The sequence below is a fragment of the Clostridium sp. Marseille-P299 genome, assembly GCF_900078195.1.
Classification (GTDB): Bacteria; Bacillota; Clostridia; order Lachnospirales; family Lachnospiraceae; genus Lachnoclostridium.
On record NZ_FJVE01000006.1, the window covers coordinates 681672 to 703360 of the forward strand.

Genomic DNA, 21689 nt, shown 5'->3' on the forward strand with positions numbered 1-21689 from the left:
GAAATATCTGAGAAATTTTAGTATATCTTAGTGGTATTATAACAATAAGTTATTACCATCAACAACAGTAACTAAATCAAACACCCCTTATTGACAATGCATTTGAAAGAGACTTAGATAACCTACTCAACTAAGATATACTTTTGCTAGTGTACATTAGACATAGGATATACCAAACGTTCATTATAAAAATAATCTCGCAATATTAGAAAATAAAGCACATACTACGATTCCGATTATGGTTGGTGTTATAAAAGATATAAACATCCATTTTTTACTTTGCGTTTCCTTTCGAATCGTTAAACAAGTTGTTGAACATGGCCAATGCATCAAAGAAAATAACATTGTACTGATCGCAGTTATAATATTCCATCCATTATCAACAAATAATTTTTTAAGTACATTTAAATCATCAATTTCTAAAAGACTTCCCTGTGCTAAATACGCCATAATAATGATAGGTACAACAATCTCATTTGCCGGAAATCCTAGGATAAAGGCTAATAATATCACTCCATCCATACCTAAAAATCTTCCAAATGGGTCTAAAAAGTTTGAACAATGCGATAACAATGTTGCATCTGCAATTGTTACATTTGCCATCACCCAAATAAGAAATCCTGCTGGCATTGCTATTATAACAGCTCTACTTAATACAAATAACGTTCGATCACAAATCGACCTTATGATAACCTTACCTATTTGAGGTCTTCGATACGGAGGCAGTTCTAATGTAAAAGAAGAAGGAATTCCTTTTAATATAGTAACCGATAGTAATTTTGAAACTAAAAGTGTCATGAGGATGCCAAGAACAATAATCAAAGAAAGTATTGCTGCAGACATTATTGACGAAAACCAACCAAAGGAACTTCCAATGAAAAACATAGTTATAATTGCAATTAGTGTTGGAAATCGCCCATTACAAGGCACAAAGTTATTCGTAATTATCGCAATCAGTCTTTCTCTTGGCGAATCAATGATACGGCAACCTATAACGCCCGCTGCATTACATCCAAATCCCATCATCATGGTTAGTGATTGTTTTCCGCAAGCACTACATCGTTTAAAACAACGATCCAGATTATATGCAACTCTTGGTAGAAATCCAAAATCCTCCAACAAAGTAAACAAAGGAAAAAATATTGCCATTGGAGGCAGCATCACAGATACAACCCAAGCAAGAACACGGTAAACTCCTAAAACCAACATTTCATACAAAAGCTTAGGAGCTCCCACCCAGATAAAAAAATCTAACAATCTATCTTGAATCCAAAACAATCCATCACTTAATACCTTGGAAGGATAGTTTGCTCCTGTGATTGTCAACCAAAAAATACCTAATAATACAAGAAACATAATTGGAAAACCGGTGAGCTTACTAGTAAATAATCGATCCAATGTTCGATCTCTTTTGCTATATTCTTTCGTCTCAAATCGGATACATTCTTTACAAATCTTCTCCGCTTTTCTAACGAAACACGCAGCCATATCATCATTGACCTGCTTTTTTGATATAAATGATTCTTCTAATTCTTTCTCTATATTTAATAGTTTTTCTTTTAAAATCTCATACTGCTTTTCATCTACTTCTATGTATTTACCAATGGATTGAAGTAGGCTCTCATCAGCATCTAATAATCTTGCACTTAACCATCGCTTGTTTGAGTATTTAGGAAAAGCACGACTAACAAGGGGTTCTATCAAAATGATCATCTTTTCGATATATTTTGGATAAAAATCTGCTTCATCCGCTATCGGGTCTGGCCATAATATTAAATCTTTGTCTATGATTTCTTCTTTTGATATTTGAACTTCTTGATATGGATTTTGTGTGTTTATAAACTGGGATTCTTTCGATGATTTTTGTTCTAATATCTGAGTTTCTTTGGATAACTCTTCTTTCTCTAACTGAGTTTCTTCGGATGTTTTTCCTTCTTCTAATATCTGAGCCTCTTCGTATGTTTTTCCTTCTTCTAATTTCTGAGCCTCTTCGTATGTTTTTCCTTCTTCTAATTTCTGAGCTTCTTCGTATGTTTTTCTTACTTCTAATTTCTGAGCTTCTTCGGATATTTTCTCATCCTTAATCTTCTGTGTTTGTGTATATGATTTTTCTTCCATCATTTTATCTTTATCTAATATGCTTTCCTTCTCTAGCAGGTGGTTAAGTTCTTCAAAGATTTGTTCTAACCCCTCTTTATTACGAGCAGCGGTTCCTATTACAGGTACCCCCAGTCTTTCTTTCATCTTGTCAAGATTTATATGAATATCTTTTTTTCTTGCCTCATCCATTAAATTTACACAAACAACTACATTTTTTGTAACTTCTAATATCTGCAACACTAAATTAAGATTGCGCTCTAAACAAGTTGCATCACACACTACCATCACTGCGTCTGGATTCTCAAAACAGATAAAATCTCTGGCCACCTCCTCTTCTGTAGAATGTGCCATTAAAGAATAACAACCTGGAATATCTACTAAAACATACCCGTTCTCCTGATATGTGCAATATCCTTGGGCATTCGCCACAGTTTTCCCAGGCCAATTTCCTGTATGCTGATTCAATCCCGTTAATTGATTAAATACCGTACTTTTACCTACATTTGGGTTGCCAGCTAATGCAATTACCTTGTCAGTCTCAGATTTCTTTTTGATACAAAGTTTCTGATCAAGTTCATTCGTTTTTACTTGAAGCCGATTCTGTCTGATACTTTTAAATCCAACTTTTTTAAGTATTTCTTTAAGTTTCATGCTCTCCCCCTTGCCTAACTTACTCTCTGCTACCGAACTTTTTCTCTATCATCTCTCTTCACACTATTCTTCTCTCTCACTAACCCTAACAATCACCCTTTTCGTTTCATCGCTACGTAGCGCAATCACCGCTCCACGAATTAAAAATGCTGTCGGATCTCCTAATGGACTTTTCCCTAAACACTCTACGACAGTTCCTTCAATTAAACCGATATCTTGTAATCTTCTACGCATAGAATCAAATAAATTAAGTTCCGTAACTACTGCCTGTTGACCAGTTTTTAATTCTGCTAAAACTCCACTTCTTGTCATACGCTTCCCTTTCCATACATAAAATTTAGGATATAGAAACAATGTTTCCATATCCTAATATATGTTTTTCTCTAGATAGTGTTACTTGCTAGCTAACTCATTTAATTGTAATTTTTCTAAACTAAGAAATTTTTACTTGAAAGAATAACGTTTGCTTACTAACTTTTATCGATCTCAAATTTAATAATTTTGATTTATTGAGTCGTTTAAACGGAAAGGCATAGGTGCTAAAATGAATGAATCCTCAAATTTTTATACATTAAAAGGCTATAATCTCTTGGAAAGTAATGAAGTTACGTCATCTATGGAAGATTATTTAGAAATGATATATCGCTTGCACAAAGACAATCAAATCATCCGTATCAACCTATTAGCGCAGCAATTAAATGTAAAACCTTCCTCTGCATCTAAAATGGCATCAAATTTAAAAAAATATGATTTGGTCAATTTTGAAAAGTATGGTGTCATTTTAATAACTGAAAAAGGATTGGAACTTGGTGAATACCTTCTTTATAGGCATGAGTTATTACATAAATTATTTTGCAAAATTAACAATTCCACCAATGAATTAGAGCAAGTAGAAAAAGTTGAGCATTTTATTGATACTAGAACGATACAAAATCTCAAAGATTTTTTAGATAAAATATCTGTATTATAAAAAAAAATGCATTTTTATCATCATCAAAGATTGTGTATAAATCATTCTCCCGTTGACGCACGATTACGAAAGTGACTAATTACAATAATGCGCTATGAGCGATCATAACGTAGCGTTTTTATGTGATTGGACAAAGTATTTATGCTTTTATTTCTATCAAAAACCAAAGAATGAGCAAAGCATATCTTCATCGTTATGTACGGCTGACGAGCACAGTGGTTTTAACCACATATTCATTTTAAGCGAGTGTAAACCTTAGTTGTGCGATTTTAAATGATAGGACGCATTTTCTTATTAATAAAAAAGCAGCTCAAACTAATAATTTGATGTGACCCCTAAAAGTTAGACTTTATTGCGAAGTGGATTTTCCGCTTCGCATTTTTCATTTATGCGGCTAAGAGTTTGAACCTATATTCAACAGGGCTCATCCATCCAAGTTTCTCTTTTATTCGTTGCTTATTATAATACTCTATATATTGATCTATTGCATCTTTAAGTTCGTCATAACTGTAATAAACTTCTCCATAATACATTTCCTGTTTCATTATTCCGAAGAAATTTTCCATAACTGAATTATCATGGCAATTTCCTTTTCTGGACATACTCTGAAAGATTCGATGTTCTTGTAAAGTATGAACATATGCCTTCATTTGATACCCCCATCCTTGGTCTGAATGAAAAGTTCTACGATATGGGCAATCTGATGTAATCTCTATTGCGGTGTTCAGTGCATCCATTATGTTTTTAGCTGATGGTGTAGGTGATACACCATAGCTAATAATTTCTCTATTACATAAATCCATAAACGGATCTAGATATAATTTTTTAATAATCATACGGCCTTTAGAATCAGTATCATAATATTTGAACTCTGTAGTATCTGTGGTAATCTTTTGATGTGGTATTTTGGTTTCAAAACGTCTTCGTAATCTATTAGGAGCAACTTTTCCAATTTTCCCTTTATATGAACTATATTTTCGGCTTTTTCTTGTAAAAGAAGTAACCTGTAGAGATAGTTTCTGCATGATTCGTTGAACGCGTTTTTTGTTTATAACGCGACCTTGTTTACGAAGTTCTCCTAGCATACGTCTATAACCAAAATCTTTATGAATTGAATGGATTTCCTTGATTTTTTCTTCCAATTCTTGATTTGGATTCACTCTATCAAAACGTTTTTGCCAGTACATATAGGTTGCTTTAGGAAAACCAACAATTGCGAGAATATTTTTTAGTTTGAAGTCTCTTCGGAGGCTGTGGATAATTCTCGCTGTTTTTTCAGAAGAGCTTCCTCCTCTAATCGCAGCCTCCTCAATTCTTTTAAATAGGCATTCTCTATTCTTAACTTTAATAATTCATCTTCAAGTTCTTTTACATGATCTATACTAGTATCCACAGAAGTAGCATCTGATATGGCTTTTATGTTCGTGTTCTTATTATTTGAATTCAATGTTTTCTTTCGACCTTTCTTTTTAGGTCTCAATGCATCAGGTCCAGCGATTCTGAAATCATTTACCCATTTACATATTTGAGCAGGATTATTGATTTTTTCTTGAACTGCTAATTCCTGATATGAAACCTCACTCGATAGATATAACTCTACCACATGAAGTTTGTATTCAAAAGTATATTTTTCATTTTGTCTTGAACAAAGTAAACCTTCATCTCCATGAGCTCGATATAGATCAACCCATTTTTTGATGTTGCTACTTGCTGGTACATTATATTTGGTTGCTAAATAATTGCGACCTCCTTTTCCACCTAAATAGTCTTCAACTATTTTTTTCTTAAATTCAAAGCTATATTTTGCCATGAAAAAACCGACCTCCCAATCGTTAGATTTTTGGTCTAACTTTTGGGGGTCGGCTCAATTTAAGCTGCTTTTTTATTAATGCTTTTTTTTAACACATCTTAAGCGTTCTTTATTACATTCGTTACTTCATCTACTTTTTCATACTCTAAATTAGTTCCTTGTAAAGCGCCTCTAATAAAAGCTTCTCTAAACTTGTAATAATTATTTATATCTCCGCCTACTTCATCCCAGTAATCTTGATGAACACAGATATTTCTTCTCCAAATAACTTTATCTTCACTATTCTCAATTACTGAATTTGCATGATCACAAGGCATTCCATCTAACAAACTATCACCAATTACTTTATATGCATCAATTGCATTTCCCTGACCAATCATTGTAGAGCTTTCTTTTCCCTTTTCAAAAAAGACCTTTTCTATTTCACTAGCTATGTTTGGTTCATTTTTTAATAAAGTTGTGATGCTATATGCTAACTTATATTCTGCTTGGGATACACGTTCTTGTAACCAACCATGAATATTACCTTCATCAATTACTTCTTCTAACGGTCTAGTTTCAGATACTCCATATTTAGAGACAAGTTCGTCTCTTAAGTTTGGAACTACCTTTTCTCCTAAATTAGCGATAGCCTCAACCATACCATTTTGTATTTGAATTTTGTTATATAACCATAAATGAATTGGTCCTAAAAATGCACTCATAATATCCTCCTTAAGTTTAAAAACTATTTTTTCTTATTATATCTACAAATTTATTTATAATGTGTATCCTCAGATACAACATATTTATTTTAAATGCGTTATACTTAATTAAAATAGTAAAATACTATCATCATCTCATATTGAAAGGAGATTATATATGCAAAAAGTAAATAAAGAAATGGTTATAAGCGAAGTTTTACAAATAAATAATGGACTTATTCCTATTTTATTAGATTCAGGAATGCATTGTCTTGGTTGTCCATCTTCTCAAATGGAATCATTAGAAGAGGCATGTATGGTTCATGGCATTGAAGTTGATCCTTTAGTTGATCAATTAAATGAATACTTAAGCAGCGTAGAAACTGCATAATATTTTTATCATTTGTATCTATCGCTACCGATTTTAATAATTCATTGGATTATTATTTTAGTATAAACATTAGCTTGAATCGATGAGTGATTTATATTGAAATATTATTAAATATCCAACCTTTGATTCTTACTATTTGTAGATATGAAAGGAGATTTATTATGAAAGCAAGCATTGATAGAGATAATTGCATATCTTGTGGATTATGCACAAGCACATGTCCAGAAGTTTTTAGAATGGCGGATGATGGTATTGCAGAAGTTTATGTAGATACAGTACCAGCAGATGCAGAAGCAAGCGCTACAGAAGCACAGGATAATTGTCCAGTTTCTGTAATCACAGTAGAATAAAACTATTATTACTTAATTATTACTTAAAATTTATATGAATTTATCCTAACTTTGACCACTGGTTCCTAGCCAGTGGTCTATTTTTATTTTCTTTGTTTGATTAATGAAAGCTTTTCCCACATTTCGGACAAAATTGAAAATCCTCTGTTGTTGTAAATCCACAATTGGAGCAGAATTTCATTCGAGTCTCATAATGTCCAAAATTTAAGTTTTCTGAATCCAATGATACCGCCTGTCCCTGCTCTATCTTTTTACCAAGCTCTGATGATAATTCTGTAGTAGAACTACAACAGCTCATACGTATAAAATAACGTTTGTTCCATTTTATAATTGGTATAAAGAAAAACATAAAGTAGGTATAAGTCATAAAAACTTCTATATGCCCATATTTTCCACAACATTTACATATCATCAATTGATCAAAATTCAGCTTTTTCTCTTTCTGACTAATACCCATAATAAAAAACATAACTTTCACCTTACCTTTGATTCTTTGTGTTCTATTTGCTATTGATTATTAGAAATGCTTTATAAAATAACATTGATCTTACAATGAAACTTCCTATTAACTTTATTTCAGATACTCCAAATACATTACCCCTTTATCAGCTAATATAGTTTTAAAAGACAGTTTCTGATCCGATGTTAATTTTATATAATTACCATTATAATTTCCAAAGTCAAATCCTATTTTGGTATTTCCTGGATACCCATACAAGTAGCATACAACTTTCCCGTCTTTCATAAATACTATTTGATCCATCCCTTCATTTACTGTTTCGCTTATACGATCCCACTTATATCCAACGACTTCATAAATCCTATCTTTTGAAGTATATGGTGCAAAACTATAGATTGTGTCCCATTCAAACGGGGTCCATTCTGAGAAGTCCTCTATAATAGTATTGTCACTCATGTTATGAAGTGATCTTTTTAAATTGTTAGCATTTTTATCCCAGATGTCTCTTTTTAAAGGAATAAATAATATAGCAAGTAAAATCACAATTATTCCGATTAATTTCAATGCCTTATTCTTATTTTTCATAAAACCTCCATATTCATATGATACTACTTTACTAGAAGAATACTTACGAATTTTCCATTAATAATTATTTATTATTTCAACTATATGAGAGACGGATAACTTCTATTTTGTAAAATTTATACATTCAAATTATAATATATTAACTCCCCCTATTCAATCATAATTTAGTAAATGTTTTTAAACACAGTATTTGAATTTAAGTCAGCCTTCCACAGGCGACTGCATAATCATTACAATAAATCATACCTGATATTTAGATATATTGATGATTTGTTATGTTTGTACTATACTACTCTTGGAGGTATGGGGATATGGAACTTCGGGTATTGAATTATTTTTTGGCTATCGCACGGGAAGAAAATTTTACAAGAGCTGCGCAACAGCTTCACGTGACACAACCCACTCTATCACGACAGATTGCACAGCTGGAAGAAGAACTAGGCGTAGAATTATTTGTCAGAAACAATCACAATATCATTTTGACTGAGGACGGAATGATGTTAAAACGCCGGGCACAAGAACTGCTCTCTTTAGCAGATAAAATAAAGCGAGATTTTTCGTACAAAGCTGGAAATCTGGAAGGAGTTATTTCAATCGGAAGTGGTGAATTTCAATCCACCCGTTATTTAACCGACTGCATTGCGGCATTTCGAGAAAAACACCCTCTTGTGCGTTACGAGCTTTATAGTGGAAATGCCGGTAATATTCGTGACAATATAGAAAGAGGGCTTTTAGATATTGGGCTTATGTCCGAACCGATTGACATACGCAAATACGAGTTTATTAGCATGCCTGTTAAAGAACAATGGGGAGCGTTAGTGAGAAATGATTCTCCGTTGGCGAAGAAAAAATTTATTGAGCCGCAGGACTTGATCGGTATTCCGATTATTTCAACGTTAGGTGAATTTTTAGAAAGTAATATCGGTAAATGGTTTGGGGAATATGCCGGGCAGGCTGATATTATCGCCAAAGGGAATTTGCTTTACAATGAAGCGATGTTAGCCGGAAGCAATGTAGGCGCAGTTATTGGAATCAAACTGAATTGCTGTTATGAGGGATTACGCTTTATTCCATTAGCGCCAGCTCTTGACAGCGGGACAGCTCTGGCATGGAAGAAAGAACAGATTTTTTCTGCGGCTACCTCTGCTTTTATAGATTTTTGCAAGCAATACTTAAAAAGCATAACGAATGATAAATTATAAGTATTATACATTACAAATAAACAGAATTATAATAAAGGTGTTCCAATAAGGGAATACCTTTATTTTTTATCTGAAAATATTGGAAGATATTCCGTGTAGATTGGAACTTTCTTCTAATGTAAGAATGGTTGAATAGCAATAGAATTATAAAAAATTAACTATACGAAAGGAGATTGTAATATGAAAGTTGAGGATATGAAGCAATTTGAAGAACTGAATGTTTTTGGAACAGGTGCACCTAATGATGCCTTTGCCCAATATTTTACCGGCAGATCATTTTTAAATCCGCTGACTTCACCTGATGAGTGTACTGTTTTCCTGGCAAATGTAACCTTTGAACCGAGTTGCCGCAATAACTGGCATATTCATCGTGCAAAAAAAGGCGGCGGTCAGCTTCTTATCTGCACTGCTGGAGAGGGCTGGTATCAAGAAGAAAACAAAGCCCCTGTTTCTCTTACGGCCGGAATGGTTATTACGATTCCTGCCAATGTCAAGCACTGGCACGGCGCAAAAGCAAACTCATGGTTCAGCCATATTGCCGTTGAGGTTCCAGGTGAAGAAACCGCCAACGAATGGCTTGAACCTGTAACAGATGAAGAATATAACGCATTATATGGAGGAATATATAATGTCTAAAAAATTGGTTGCTTATTTTTCGGCAAGCGGCGTTACTAGAAACGCAGCCGAACAGCTTGCAAAGATTGCAGAAGCAGATTTGTTTGAAATAAAACCTGCTGTTCCCTATACCCGTGCCGACCTTGATTGGACGAATAAAAATAGCCGCAGCTCTGTTGAGATGAGCAATCCCGATTCTCGCCCTGAAATTGCGGATAAACTCGAAAACATAGATAAATACGACACCGTATTTATTGGCTTTCCAATTTGGTGGTATGTAGCACCTACCATTATTAATACCTTTATAGAAAACTATGATTTTTCTGGTAAGACTATCATTCCATTCGCTACATCAGGTGGTAGCGGGCTTGGAAAAACGGTGGAAGTATTAAAACCTCTCTGCTCCCAAACTACAAAATGGCTAAATGGGAAAATGCTTAACCAGGTATCTGAAAAATCATTAAAAGATTGGGTGGCAAGTCTCTAATGATGACCGAAAAAGAAAAAATGATTCGTGGCGAGTTTTACGATACTCGTGACCCAGAGCTTCGTACATTGAGCAGTAATGCCAAAGATTTAATGCGCATTTATAATAATCTGCCGGCGGAAAATATAGAGTTACGAAATCGGATTATCCGTATGCTGTTCGGAAACTGCGGTGAAAATGTCCGTGTAAATCAACCTGTCTTTGTAGACTACGGCTGCAATATATCTATCGGTAGCAACAGTCTTGTTAATATGAACTGTACACTGTTAGATACAGGTAAAATCATAATCGGTTCAGACACTTTAATTGGACCTGATGTTAAAATTTATACGGCTGTTCACCCACTCAATATAACTGAGCGCATTTACATAGATAAAGACGGAACAAAGGCAACCCGTACAAAAACTGCTGCAGTTACAATTGGCAGTGGTGTTTGGATCGGCGGCGGTACAATTATCCTGCCTGGCGTTACAATTGGAGATAACGTAGTAATTGGTGCAGGCAGTGTAGTTACAAAATCTATACCTGCAAATACCATAGCCTGTGGAAATCCCTGTACGGTAAAAAAGAGGTTAAATGAATCTTGATAAACTAGGAAGTGCGTCATGCCGCATATCTATATCACAATGATTTCCAGATGAGACGATACCTCAAAAAAGGAGAGACGATTATGCAATACACCAAATTAGGAATTTCAGACTTAAATGTGTCCCGCATCTGTATGGGCTGCATGGGATTCGGGGACGCTAGGAACGGTCAACATACTTGGACGGTTAACGAAACACTTTCTCGTGAAATCATCAAAAGTGGCTTGGAGCTGGGCGTTAATTTTTTTGATACGGCAATCGGGTATCAAAGCGGAACAAGCGAGCAGTATCTTGGCCGTGCCCTGCAGGATTTTGCAAAGCGTGACGAGGTTATAGTCGCAACAAAATTCCTGCCCCGTACAACGGAAGAGATTGATCGAGGTATCACAGGTCAGCAACACATTGAAAAGCTGCTCGATATGAGCCTGCATAACCTTGGTATGGATTATGTGGATTTATACATTTATCATATGTGGGATTATGCAACCCCTCTTTACGATATTATGGAAGGTTTAAACAATGCGGTCAAAGCTGGCAAAATCCGTTATATCGGTATTTCTAACTGCTATGCGTATCAGCTTGCACAGGCAAACGCCCTCGCTGAGAAAGAGAACTTTGCAAAATTTATATCGGTGCAGGGACATTATAATCTGATTTTCCGTGAAGAAGAACGGGAAATGGCAAAACTTTGTGCTGAGAATAATATCGCAATGACCCCATACAGCCCCCTTGCCGGTGGCCGCCTTGCAAAGCTGCCTGATGAGACCTCAAAGCGTTTGCAGGAGGATAGCTATGCTCGGTTTAAGTATGACGCCACCGCCAAGCAGGACAGCGTTATTATCCATCGTGTAGCAGATCTTGCCGAAAAGCACGGCGTTTCTATGACGGAAATCTCTCTCGCTTGGCTTTTGAATAAAGTAACCGCCCCAGTTGTCGGCATGACAAAGCTACACCATATTGAAGGTGCAGCAAAAGCGGTGGATTTTATTTTAAACGACGATGAACTTGCTTTTTTGGAAGAAGCCTATGTGCCTCATAAATTAGTCGGCGTTATGGCACAGAATACTCCTGTCGCCGCAAAAGAAAAGCACGTCTGGTCAACAGGCAATCAAAAAATCTGAAAGGAGAATAAAAATGAACACCCACATAACCGACCCAGAATTTACGGAACGTTTCGAACATTTTGCTTTTAATGAGGTTGTAAACGAAGAAAACCAGCAATTAGATGCCCCTACCCGATATATGGTGATTTTGGCAACGCTGATTGGCTGTCAAGGATTAGACGCATACAAAGAAATATTACCGTCTGCGTTAGATAATGGACTTACGCCTGTAATGATAAAGGAAATCGTTTATCAGGCAACCGATTATTTGGGATATGGCAGAATGCTTCATTTTTTGAACAGCACCAATGAAATTCTTGCAGAGCGTGGTGTCAAACTCCCCCTTGAGGGACAATCCACTACTACCCTTGATAATAGACTTGAAAAAGGCATTGAGGTACAGGCAGAAATTTTTGGAGAACAAATGAAAGAGGCTTGGAAAGCCGGACATATTAATCGTTGGCTAGCGGCTAATTGCTTTGGCGATTACTATACCCGCAACGGCCTTTCCCTTGCACAGCGTGAACTTATCACCTTTTGTTTTCTTATGGCGCAGGGCGGCTGCGAACCCCAGCTTATCGCCCATTCAAAAGGCAATATGAACATGGGCAATGATAAGGAGTTCCTTATTAAGGTTGTCTCGCAATGTCTGCCTTATATCGGCTATCCGCGCAGTTTAAACGCAGTTACCTGTATCAATAAGGCAGTGGAAGAATGAAAACAAAAACTAAACAAGCGACTCTTTAATTCTCCAATATACTGCAGACTCCATCAATAGAAATGCCCTTACATTATGGACTAGAATCTCAATTTATATTTTTTTGAGTAAAGAACAAAGTGTCTACGACACTCTCAACTCCCCTGGCCCCTCAATCATGAGGGGAAGGGGTTTCTTTTTTCTTCAATTTCCTTCATAATAGTACCATGAGTATATTAAAAGATATTTTTAAAGAACATTTTGAAGAAATACTATATATCTTACATCCCCGTAAGTCTGTCATCGAAAATGTAAACAAGATGATAGACTGTGGTGATTCATCTAAGGGTGGTGCCTTTTGGGGCTGCCCTGATTGTGGTGAGCTTAAATTTGTTCCTTATACCTGCAAAAGCCGTTTTTGTCCTTCTTGCGGAAACATGTATAATCAAAAACGATCTTTTCGTATATCGTCTAAGCTTATTTCTTGTGTACACAGACATTGCGTTTTTACTATCCCCGAAGAACTGCGTACCTTTTTTCTAAACGACCGCTCTCTTCTTGCTGAACTTTTTCATTCAGTCCGTGATGCTATTCTTCGTATGTTTTCTAATTTGAATAAATCTGAAAACTTTACTCCTGGTATTGTTTGTGTTCTTCATACGTTTGGTCGAGATTTGAAATGGAATCCTCATATCCACGCTCTTATCTCTGAAGGTGGGGCTGAAAACCATACTCCTTGGCGTATTGTTAAACACTTTGATTATCACTTTCTACGGAAAGCTTTTCGAAAAGTTCTTTTGGATCGCTTAACGAATCGCATCGGTCCTTCTTTTCGGAAAATAAAAAATGAAATGTATACGCTACATTCTGATGGGTTTTATGTTCGTGCAAAGCCGAATGATTGTACTCCTGATCAGACTGTTAAATATATCACTCGCTACCTTGGAAGGCCAGTAATCGCTGCCTCACGTACTGATCACTATGATGGTGAACAAGTTACTTTCCATTATAAAAAACATGAGGATTATTCTCTTGTAACCAAAACAATTCCTGCACTTGATTTCATCAAGCGCCTCATTATACATATACCTGAGAAACATTTTAAAATGGTGCGATACTACGGTATTTATGCCAAGCACCACAAGCAGGAAAAACATCTTTTCAAATATCTATCCCATGAAAAGCTTAAGTTTTTAAAATCCCTACTTGATTGGAGACACTCAATTCTTTTAAACTTCGGATATGATCCTTTAAAATGTTCGAAGTGTAGCTCTTCTATGTTGGTTCTGGAAGTTTACCACAAAAAAACTGCACTATTTGAACAATATCGAAAGGCAATGGGATATGGATAAATCCAATCTCTAATTTCTTTCTCAAACGTCAAATAATGCAGTTCGAACCAAAAACAAAAAAACATCATGATCAAAGTCATCGCGAAGTCACACCTTCGCTCTTTTGTCATGCAATTTTTTATTTCTACTCTATTATACACTATTTTTCAGATTTGAGAAGTTTCCTAATAATGTACAAAGTGTCTACGACACTCTCAACTCCCCTGCCCCTCACTCATGAGGGAATTTAGGGGTTTCTTTTTGTGATATTTTCCTTCATAATAGTTCTATGAATATACTACAAAAGATTTTTACAAACCATTATGAAGAAATGAAATATATTTTACATCCTCGTCCTTCCGTTCTCGAAAACGTGGACAAAATGATAAACTATGGTGATCCATCTTATGGCGGTGCCATGTATGGTTGTCCGACTGTGAGGAACTTAAGTTTCTTCCCTTCCGTTGCAAGAGCCGCTTTTGCCCTACCTGTGGAAACATGTATTCCATTGATCGCACTACTTCTATGTCCTTCAAAATTATTCACTGTGAACATCGCCACTGTGTTTTTACAATCCCGGAGGAACTTAGATCTTTCTTTCTAAAAGATCGTTCCTTACTCAACTGTCTTTTTCATGCTGTTCGCAGTGTTGTCCTCCGCATGTTTTCAAAAGTAAATAAAACGGAGCATTTTGTCCCTGGTTTTATTTGTGTCCTACATACATTTGGACGTAGCCTACAATGGAACCCTCATATTCATTGCCTTATCTCCGAAAGTGCAACTGGCAATATCACTCTTTGGCGCCCTTTTAAACATTACAATTACCTTCAACTTCGTAATGCCTTTCGCACCGCATTACTCAATGAAATGGAAACTGTCATTGAGCCTTCTTTTAAGAAGATGAAATCTTATATTTATAAATATTGCCCTAATGGATTCTATGTTCGTGCAAAACCGAATAAATGTGATCCTAACACAGCAATTAAATACATAGGGCGTTACCTTGGCCGACCAGTAATCGCAACGAAACGTATTGATTCTTACGATGGAACTAATGTTACATTTCATTACAATCGACATGAGGATGAAAAACTAATTGTAGAAACTATACCTGTTCTAGATTTTATTGCTCGACTAATCCAACACATCCCAGAAAAACATTTTAAAATGATACGATACTATGGGATTTATGCTAGGCATCGTAAAGAAGATTCTAAACTTAGACGCGCAATCTCAAAAGAGAAACAACGCATCTTTTTATCCTTTAATCGATGGCGCGATTCCATTTTGGCCTCCTTTGGCTATGATCCACTTCGTTGTCCTAATTGTAGTAGCTCTATGCTTATTCTTGAGCTCTACCACAACAAAAAACGTGTACCGCTAGATGAACTATATGAAAAGGTAATGCAAAATTATAAATTTCACACATAGTTCCTATTTTCTTATATTTCTCCGTGAGATAAAATATAAAGCATAAAACAAAACGGAGGCATAAATAACTATGACTGAAAAAGAACTTTTAGCGGAATTACGAATAAAATACACCAAAAACCTCCTGAAGGTATGACATCTAAGGAAATACAACAGATGAGCGATAATGACCTTTTGGATATGGATTACTTTTTAAATGAAGATATCTTTGATGATTTAGACGATTTTGAAGAAGGTTTTTACATCTTCTAACCCATTTCGTCTTTTTGTTGTATCCTATTTTGCTTTTATTTCTTTATAGGAATCTGCAAAGCAGTTTCCTATAAAGAAATAAAAGCAAAACTAAAAAGTTGAGCTGTAACTTTTGGCAGGATTAGTAGGAGTTTCCCCCCTACAGGTTATCCAGTATATTTTATGCAGTTACTTTCAATATTATCTATTCCACTATAGGTGACTAATCCTATAACTACCTGCACCAATAATAATGTCATTTATAATTTCTACTAATTTAATTAAAATACCTCCTGTAATAGTAAATCTAAATTTTCCATTGAAAACATCTACATTAGATACCCATAAAATAGAGAAACACGATAATACCGTCTGTAAAACTGTCACTACTGACTAAGTAATTCTACATTCATATTCTATCACCCGTGGTTTTATTGTCAACTAAATTTTCTTGCTCTACTCAACGTAGACTTGTTTTTCGCTAACACCAACTCATCTTCCATACATATATGCTAGCGAAAAAAAGGTATATTTCAACCTTCTTCTCTGATTATTCATCAATTTCCTGAAATTTGATTGCATCACGATTCGCCAGTTCTATAGTAAATGGCTTGTATTTAAAATCTAAATGTCCAATAATTACTATATTATAGACGACGTCTTCTTTGATTTCATCTTTTATACCGCCTCTATAAATATTGGTTCTATATTTCCATTCACCTTGCTTATTTTTCGTAAAAATTTCCAAGAAATAAAATGTATACGGCTCACCTGTAGCCTCATTCACCTTAGTCTTCTCACGAATACCAAGTTTTACTTTTCCATAAAACACTGAAAAGTCCTCTCCATCAGATTTGTCTATCCAAGCATTAAGCCTCTTACGTCTCAATGCTCTTAAAACATCCGTATTTTCTTTTCTTTCTACAATCAGCATAGGACTTTGTTTCTTTGTATTATCCCCACTGCCATCCACAGTTTTTTCGATATTAGACCTATGTTGCTTACAAAGCATATTAAGTATACTATTTAACTTATCTTGAATTTCATTGTAAGTCAAAGAATCAACATACTCCTTCACTCTTTTATACGAAGCATACTCATAATTATATGAACATGTTTCCCTATGCTTAGATGATGGTATTCTTTTAAGATGAGCTCTCTTTTTAGAAGTTTTTCTCCAAAACGCTAGAATTGCTTCTCTGCACTCTGGACAATACATATTTCCTTCATACTTTCCAATATCTCCATTGTTCTTGGTTACATATTCCTCAACAACGTCAATATCACATATCTTATCTTCCTGCAAGTAATAAAACTCTTCAAAACTCTTCGGTCTATCAGACATATAAATCCTCCCATCTTAAGTCAGTTACAAATAATCCATATTCTAGAGATTATTTATCTTTTTTCACTACTTTCTGTTGATTATTTATTGCTTCAGTACGTCTTCTCACGATATCCGTTTGCTTTCTATAAGAGAACAGAAATAGCACAATAAAAAACATTATCGCACAGCCACTCCAACATTTCTCTACCCAGCTCACATTTGTAATCAAACTATGCATTAAGCCCACTATCGGCAAAAGCACGAAACACGTTAGTGTTGAGCGAAAATAATTATTCGTCTCTGACAATATATCAAGTTTTGCATCTACCTTTACCGCTTTTAAATAATCAGGATACGGTGCTTCCTGAATAAATTTCATCTTCTCAAGTATCGGGTTAATAATCAGGGAACCTATTCGATTAATAACAAATCCCATAAAGTAAAATACCAATATCTCCTCGCCGATATTTTCTGTTGGCAATGATAATTCAAAGAGAAATCTTAAAGCCATCCCAAAGAATGCTCCTGGCAACAAATTCGTCATTATTTGATACGAACCCAACTTTTCAATAACATTATTCATAAATGCCTCCTCAATCTCCTAATAAGCTAACTGGTGACACCTTCACATACCCTTCACGTACAGCGGCCATAAATCCATTACGTCTTTTTGTAAACAATTGTCGTTCTGACAAAGATGTATGAAAACCAAACTGTCCTAGATTATTTAATGTTGTACACTGACGTAGCATACCCCCACCTTCTACTGACACTTCTTGCTTGGCAAACCATAATTCTACACTTTTATTTACCTTCATCATATCTCGCAGTATCTGTTTATCAAGTGACTTCTCCCATATACAGCTATTAGCAATAACAAAATCACCGCTTGCAACCTCATACAAAGAACATATAAGCCGTACTTCACCTATATGTGCCGTAATAAAGGTGCCATTCAGTCCGTCGTCAGAAATACAGTATAAAAATTGCTTGCTAATACCCTTTATCTGTAGAATCTTCCATTCTGTCACTTCCGCACTCGTCACTTGCCGAATATAGTTAAGGCGTGCTTGTAATTGACTATTATCAACATAAATATCCTTACCAGTACTTATAATCCATCTCACCCAGCTTCACTCCTTGTGGCTTACTAACTGATATATTTGAAAATCCTTTTTTAGGAATGTCTACCACACCCTTTTTAGTATTTAATGCTGGCGTATAATATTCTTCCTGCATATATTGTACTAAATTATCAGAACCACCGCTCGTTGCTCCAGAACCTGTATTATCAGATACCAGATAAGTTTTACTATAGGAATCTTTGAGTTCTTCAAAAATTCTCTGAGCATCATCCAGCTTTCCGTGGTGTGGTAACTGAATAATTTCATAGCTATCCAAATTATGCAAATATGAAGGCGATGCATCTCCACACAACAATATCGTCTGTGTACCATCCAATTCACATTTTAATTGGACACTAGCGGCATTCATCACTGTTTCACCTTCGATTTTAGTAACGCTGTCATCTTCTATTGCCTGTGCCACAACCTCTACAAATTCATCTTCGGTTGGTCCTGCAATAGTACCTGTTGCTACCTTTGTATTTACAGCTGCATCCTTCACTGTAAAACCATACTCCTGAGCCTTTTCTACGATTTCTTTTATATTATCGAACTTCTCAAGAATATGCTTCTTAGTTGCTGGTAACGTTCTTCTCTCATCGTCGAGCACATCCAGCACTTTTCTTGCACTTTTCAAATACAATGATGAATATACAGTAACTGTATACTGCTCATCGTACAAATACTCTAATAATTCAATAACTCCGTTGGTATGGTCGCTATCGTTATGTGAAACCACAATATGCACCTGTGAAATCAGAGAATTAGCCTCAAGGAATTTTTCAACTTCTTGTGCATGACGTGTATGTCCGCAATCATAAACAATCAACGAAACATTGTCATACAGTAATATACAATCGCCATATCGAGTATCTTTGTCGCCATCATAATGACTTAATGCCTTTAACTTCATTAATTAATCCCTTCTACAGATACCATATCGTACCTGATCTATACTACAATTTTCAGAAACACATATATTTTTGTACAAAAATAGAGCCCTTTTAAGACATGCTCAGGTCTGTGATTCTCAGCTACTCAAATCAATGGTACTTCGCCTTGTGATTAGCCATCGTCTTTCCAGCTTTACTCTTTGTACTCTTGCTGGTTGACTTGCTGGCCAATTTCTTAGCTGCACCACCGACTTTACCGCCATGATGTACTGCCATATCACAATACCTCCTTTGCAAAATCTCCTTGCAGAAGAAGGTTTTCTTTGGTATTATTAGTTTGCGAGAAAAATAAGTCCAAAGACCTTCTTTGGCAAGGGAATCAGTCAGAGTTAACCTCTGGCTTTTTCTATGTAAAGAGCTACGCTCTTACATGCCAATCATTATTTAGTTTTTATTTACGCCAAGAGCCTTATACAAAGGATTTAACTGGTCCTTTACTGCATTTGCAATCTTTTCGATATCCAAACGTCCTATCATACCATTACTTTGTATCCCCTTGTAATAAACTTTATGTGCTTGCTTGTACAAGCTCTGAAGCTTATCATATCCGTTTTTTCCAGATGCTTTTGTATTTTTACCCAATCTCAAAAATCTTAAGATTCCTTCCACATCATACAAGAACCAGTCTTCAATTGACCTTTTTGCTTGCACATGAATGATTTTTGAAGCTCCACAATCCATGAGTTCTTTCTTTACTTCATCCCACTTAATTGGTGGTTTGGGCGAAAAATCAAATACATCCGTATCACTGCATAACACAACCGTAAACACGCAATCTTCTTCATATTTTGGCTTAATTTCTTTTTTAAATTTCCTGAGAGCAATACTTTTGAATCCACCTACACCCCCAACATTTCTATATTCAATGTTAGTATCGAACCTCCCCGCAGGATGTAGTTTTCTGGCATTTGCGACTATTTGTTTGTAAAATTCAACCTCTGTATCACCCTCTACAAAAAGTACAAGGCATTTACTCATCAGCATCACACTCCAAATAATCACTTATATTGCTCTCTGCATCAGCCAACAGTGAAAACAGATAATCACCCATGCTCATATTGAACTCTTCTGCATCCTGCTGTAACTGCTTCTGTCCTGACTTCTTAAATGTAAAGAATTCTGCCACTCCTGGATTTCTATTCATCCCCACATGAATCCATGAAGGATTTAAATAGCTAATGATATACGGTGAATGGCTAGTAATTATTACTTTACAATCATCCAATAATTGACTTATGATTTGCATATATGCCTGAAACAATTTTGGATGAACCGAATTTTCAGGCTCTTCAATCGCAATCAACGAAATATTGCTGATACTAGCTACAATAATTCTAGTCAAAATCATAAATACCCTTTTTGCTCCATCAGACATCATTGCAAAATCAATAGGCTGAACCAGACTCCTGTCTTTCACATATAATACATGTATCGAATTCGCCACTACAAATGGTGCATCATCAGGCATTTTCTTATTATTCAATCCTTTTATCGAATACTGCTTTACAATAATATCTTCTATATCAGGGAATAGCAGTGTATAAACATTCTTTAAAAGCACATATCTTTCCTTATGATTTTCTCTAAGGTGATAAATAACTCTTGGCAAATTCTCAGCATCAATAGTCATATCTCCTATCCCTTTACGAATAATAGGGTCTGGTCTATAGAAGCTCTTTGCATCTAAGTTATTTTCCATATAAAACTTCATGCTATTCAATTTTCTGATAATGCTAGCATAGTAAAGCTCATCAAAAGCACGCAATTTATTCACAACAAGTTCCGTCGGTTCTACCTTTATCTTAGATGAGCAACGACCTGTCTCTGAACTCTTATACATTGCTGACTCTGATGTTCTGGTAATTAACTGAGTATACTTTTGTCCCTTCTCATCCAGCTTGATTTTCAAATACTCCTGAACAATCTCAGGAGCTTCGTCCTCATCACACTGCCAAGCGAACTCATATCCATACTGTACACGGTATTCCTGTCCAGCTTCCTCTGTTAATACCTCTACCTCAAACTTGTAATTTTTACCTTGCGTACTCTGGTTAATCGGAATAAGATTAGAATTAGCCATCATCTCCATCTTATCGTCGATAGGAGCTTTAATAAAAGCCAAACCAAAATCAATGCCCGATAGTACGTTGGACTTACCAAAATTATTAAGTGCTACCAAAGCTGTAATATTATCAAAAGTTATTTTTACATCAGATAGATTTTTAAAACCATCTATCAATACGGCCTGTATCTTCATAGTGACACACTCCTTCTTCTTTATCATACTCAAACTATACCACTCCTTTTCACAAAACGCAATACTTTTTTGCATATTTTATAAATATTATATTCATTTATCTCATTTAATATTCTTTCACGATAAATATTTTTGCTTTTTACTTCATTTAAAGCATTAAAAAAAGAAAGTGTATTTTATCCTTCTTCTACTAACATGCCTCTACTAACACTTTTCCACTCTGTCTGTTACTTACGTTCTCTTCTTACCATCTTTATCTCTTCATTAATCTCATACAATGATATTTCTGAAACATCACCAGCCTATTTTTGTAATTCTTCAAATGCTCTTTGCATCAACTTTCT

The 21689-nt window shown here is 35.3% G+C and carries 25 protein-coding genes; 11 read left to right on the forward strand and 14 right to left on the reverse strand.

What is annotated here, in order from left to right:
* Positions 1-183: 183 nt before the first annotated feature.
* The gene (locus tag BN4220_RS07060) at positions 184-2751 is read right to left on the reverse strand and encodes a ferrous iron transporter B (RefSeq protein ID WP_082812188.1); all 2568 of its coding nucleotides are present in this window, start codon (positions 2749-2751) and stop codon (positions 184-186) included.
* Between the two features lie 63 nt (positions 2752-2814).
* A complete protein-coding gene (locus tag BN4220_RS07065) occupies positions 2815-3063 on the reverse strand; it encodes a FeoA family protein (RefSeq protein ID WP_066715105.1) in 249 nt (82 codons plus the stop codon).
* A 232-nt stretch (positions 3064-3295) separates the two neighbouring features.
* On the opposite strand from BN4220_RS07065, the gene BN4220_RS07070 reads away from it, so the two are divergent.
* On the forward strand, positions 3296-3721 hold the full coding sequence (locus BN4220_RS07070; RefSeq protein ID WP_066715107.1) for a metal-dependent transcriptional regulator: 426 nt from the start codon (positions 3296-3298) through the stop codon (positions 3719-3721).
* Between the two features lie 386 nt (positions 3722-4107).
* Here BN4220_RS07070 and BN4220_RS19760 read toward each other — a convergent pair.
* Positions 4108-5531, reverse strand: a protein-coding gene (locus tag BN4220_RS19760; RefSeq protein WP_242867755.1) for an IS3 family transposase whose coding sequence is annotated in 2 segments (ribosomal slippage) — positions 4108-5006 and positions 5006-5531 — 1425 coding nt in all. Because the reading frame shifts where the segments join, the coding sequence is not laid out codon by codon here.
* Between the two features lie 98 nt (positions 5532-5629).
* Positions 5630-6235 carry a hypothetical protein gene (locus tag BN4220_RS07085; protein WP_066715113.1) on the reverse strand — a complete coding sequence of 202 codons (606 nt, stop codon included), beginning with the start codon at positions 6233-6235 and terminating at the stop codon, positions 5630-5632.
* 157 nt (positions 6236-6392) lie between these two features.
* Between BN4220_RS07085 and BN4220_RS07090 the strand changes: the two genes are divergently transcribed.
* Together BN4220_RS07090 and BN4220_RS07095 are read left to right on the forward strand one after the other, a co-directional pair.
* Positions 6393-6605, forward strand: coding sequence for a DUF1858 domain-containing protein (locus BN4220_RS07090; protein WP_066715115.1), 213 nt, complete (start codon positions 6393-6395; stop codon positions 6603-6605).
* A 161-nt stretch (positions 6606-6766) separates the two neighbouring features.
* Complete coding sequence (locus tag BN4220_RS07095; RefSeq protein ID WP_066715119.1) at positions 6767-6955, forward strand: ferredoxin; 189 nt, start codon at positions 6767-6769, stop codon at positions 6953-6955.
* A 100-nt stretch (positions 6956-7055) separates the two neighbouring features.
* Here BN4220_RS07095 and BN4220_RS07100 read toward each other — a convergent pair whose 3' ends face one another.
* Both BN4220_RS07100 and BN4220_RS07105 read right to left on the reverse strand, forming a co-directional pair.
* On the reverse strand, positions 7056-7424 hold the full coding sequence (locus tag BN4220_RS07100; RefSeq protein ID WP_066715121.1) for a zinc ribbon domain-containing protein: 369 nt from the start codon (positions 7422-7424) through the stop codon (positions 7056-7058).
* 102 nt (positions 7425-7526) lie between these two features.
* Positions 7527-8000 (reverse strand): hypothetical protein, encoded by a 474-nt coding sequence (locus BN4220_RS07105; protein ID WP_066715123.1) that lies wholly within the window; start codon positions 7998-8000, stop codon positions 7527-7529.
* A 311-nt stretch (positions 8001-8311) separates the two neighbouring features.
* On the opposite strand from BN4220_RS07105, the gene BN4220_RS07110 reads away from it, so the two are divergent.
* The 7 genes from BN4220_RS07110 to BN4220_RS07140 all read left to right on the forward strand — a co-directional run bounded on the left by BN4220_RS07110 (position 8312) and on the right by BN4220_RS07140 (position 14043).
* A complete protein-coding gene (locus BN4220_RS07110) occupies positions 8312-9202 on the forward strand; it encodes a LysR family transcriptional regulator (RefSeq protein WP_066715125.1) in 891 nt (296 codons plus the stop codon).
* 180 nt (positions 9203-9382) lie between these two features.
* Positions 9383-9838 (forward strand): cupin domain-containing protein, encoded by a 456-nt coding sequence (locus BN4220_RS07115; RefSeq protein ID WP_066715126.1) that lies wholly within the window; start codon positions 9383-9385, stop codon positions 9836-9838.
* Positions 9831-10304 carry a flavodoxin gene (locus BN4220_RS07120; RefSeq protein WP_066715128.1) on the forward strand — a complete coding sequence of 158 codons (474 nt, stop codon included), beginning with the start codon at positions 9831-9833 and terminating at the stop codon, positions 10302-10304. The genes BN4220_RS07115 and BN4220_RS07120 overlap by 8 nt, the downstream gene beginning before the upstream one ends.
* A 2-nt stretch (positions 10305-10306) precedes the next feature.
* On the forward strand, positions 10307-10891 hold the full coding sequence (locus BN4220_RS07125) for a sugar O-acetyltransferase (protein ID WP_066715448.1): 585 nt from the start codon (positions 10307-10309) through the stop codon (positions 10889-10891).
* 83 nt (positions 10892-10974) lie between these two features.
* Entirely contained in the window at positions 10975-12012 is a 1038-nt protein-coding gene (locus tag BN4220_RS07130) for an aldo/keto reductase (protein ID WP_066715133.1), read from the forward strand.
* Between the two features lie 13 nt (positions 12013-12025).
* On the forward strand, positions 12026-12712 hold the full coding sequence (locus BN4220_RS07135) for a carboxymuconolactone decarboxylase family protein (RefSeq protein WP_066715138.1): 687 nt from the start codon (positions 12026-12028) through the stop codon (positions 12710-12712).
* Positions 12713-12918: 206 nt separating this feature from the next.
* On the forward strand, positions 12919-14043 hold the full coding sequence (locus tag BN4220_RS07140; RefSeq protein WP_066715140.1) for an IS91 family transposase: 1125 nt from the start codon (positions 12919-12921) through the stop codon (positions 14041-14043).
* 384 nt (positions 14044-14427) lie between these two features.
* Here the strand turns inward: BN4220_RS07140 and BN4220_RS20680 are convergent, their stop codons facing one another.
* Positions 14428-14583, reverse strand: coding sequence for a hypothetical protein (locus BN4220_RS20680; RefSeq protein ID WP_347477059.1), 156 nt, complete (start codon positions 14581-14583; stop codon positions 14428-14430).
* Between the two features lie 99 nt (positions 14584-14682).
* On the opposite strand from BN4220_RS20680, the gene BN4220_RS07145 reads away from it, so the two are divergent.
* Positions 14683-15453 carry an IS91 family transposase gene (locus BN4220_RS07145; RefSeq protein ID WP_066715142.1) on the forward strand — a complete coding sequence of 257 codons (771 nt, stop codon included), beginning with the start codon at positions 14683-14685 and terminating at the stop codon, positions 15451-15453.
* 781 nt (positions 15454-16234) lie between these two features.
* Here the strand turns inward: BN4220_RS07145 and BN4220_RS07150 are convergent.
* From BN4220_RS07150 to BN4220_RS07175, 7 genes are all read right to left on the reverse strand, one after another.
* Positions 16235-17029, reverse strand: a complete 795-nt coding sequence (locus BN4220_RS07150) for a hypothetical protein (RefSeq protein ID WP_066715143.1) — start codon at positions 17027-17029, stop codon at positions 16235-16237.
* A 49-nt stretch (positions 17030-17078) separates the two neighbouring features.
* Positions 17079-17594: a hypothetical protein gene (locus BN4220_RS07155; RefSeq protein WP_066715146.1), complete on the reverse strand. Its 516-nt coding sequence runs from the start codon at positions 17592-17594 to the stop codon at positions 17079-17081.
* A 10-nt stretch (positions 17595-17604) separates the two neighbouring features.
* Positions 17605-18138: a hypothetical protein gene (locus BN4220_RS07160; protein WP_066715148.1), complete on the reverse strand. Its 534-nt coding sequence runs from the start codon at positions 18136-18138 to the stop codon at positions 17605-17607.
* The gene (locus tag BN4220_RS07165) at positions 18113-19048 is read right to left on the reverse strand and encodes an MBL fold metallo-hydrolase (protein WP_066715150.1); all 936 of its coding nucleotides are present in this window, start codon (positions 19046-19048) and stop codon (positions 18113-18115) included. Before BN4220_RS07165 ends, BN4220_RS07160 begins: the two co-directional genes overlap by 26 nt.
* Positions 19049-19165: 117 nt before the next feature.
* A complete protein-coding gene (locus BN4220_RS20020; protein WP_156476404.1) occupies positions 19166-19309 on the reverse strand; it encodes a hypothetical protein in 144 nt (47 codons plus the stop codon).
* Between the two features lie 163 nt (positions 19310-19472).
* Positions 19473-20066 (reverse strand): hypothetical protein, encoded by a 594-nt coding sequence (locus BN4220_RS07170; protein WP_066715151.1) that lies wholly within the window; start codon positions 20064-20066, stop codon positions 19473-19475.
* Entirely contained in the window at positions 20059-21345 is a 1287-nt protein-coding gene (locus tag BN4220_RS07175) for an AAA family ATPase (protein WP_066715153.1), read from the reverse strand. Before BN4220_RS07175 ends, BN4220_RS07170 begins: the two co-directional genes overlap by 8 nt.
* Between the last annotated feature and the right edge of the window lie 344 nt (positions 21346-21689).